At 54.1% G+C, this 526-nt stretch carries 3 tRNA genes; all 3 read right to left on the reverse strand.

The features are described 5' to 3' along the window. Positions 1-120: 120 nt before the first annotated feature. Positions 121-196, reverse strand: a tRNA-Glu gene (locus tag ACXJKR_RS34400). 48 nt (positions 197-244) lie between these two features. Beyond that, a tRNA-Ala gene (locus tag ACXJKR_RS34405) sits at positions 245-320 on the reverse strand. Between the two features lie 75 nt (positions 321-395). Beyond that, positions 396-472: transfer RNA gene (locus ACXJKR_RS34410), tRNA-Asp, on the reverse strand. Positions 473-526 lie beyond the last annotated feature (54 nt).

Consider the following 526-nt stretch of genomic DNA (forward strand, 5'->3'; position numbering starts at 1 on the left):
GGACGGGGCTCGAACCCGCGACCCCCGGCGTGACAGGCCGGTATTCTAACCAACTGAACTACCACTCCGCGTGGGATGAATTCGATACCGTCTTTCGACAATATCCAAGCTCATCAAACTTGGCGTCCCCTAGGGGATTCGAACCCCTGTAATCACCGTGAAAGGGTGGTGTCCTAGGCCTCTAGACGAAGGGGACAGAACTTTTTAAACAAACTGCGTGCCACACAAAAACCACAAGAGTATTTGGTGGAGGTAAGCGGGATCGAACCGCTGACCTCTTGCATGCCATGCAAGCGCTCTCCCAGCTGAGCTATACCCCCGGTATAAACCGGTCGCAAAAAGCAAACGGCCAATAAATTGGCCGTTCTTTTATCGGATGGACCCGATGGAATCCTTGGCGGAGYGGACGGGGCTCGAACCCGCGACCCCCGGCGTGACAGGCCGGTATTCTAACCAACTGAACTACCACTCCGCGTGGGATGAATTCGATACCGTCTTTCGACAATATCCAAGCTCATCAAACTTG

The sequence above is a fragment of the Roseateles sp. P5_E11 genome (genome assembly GCF_054049355.1).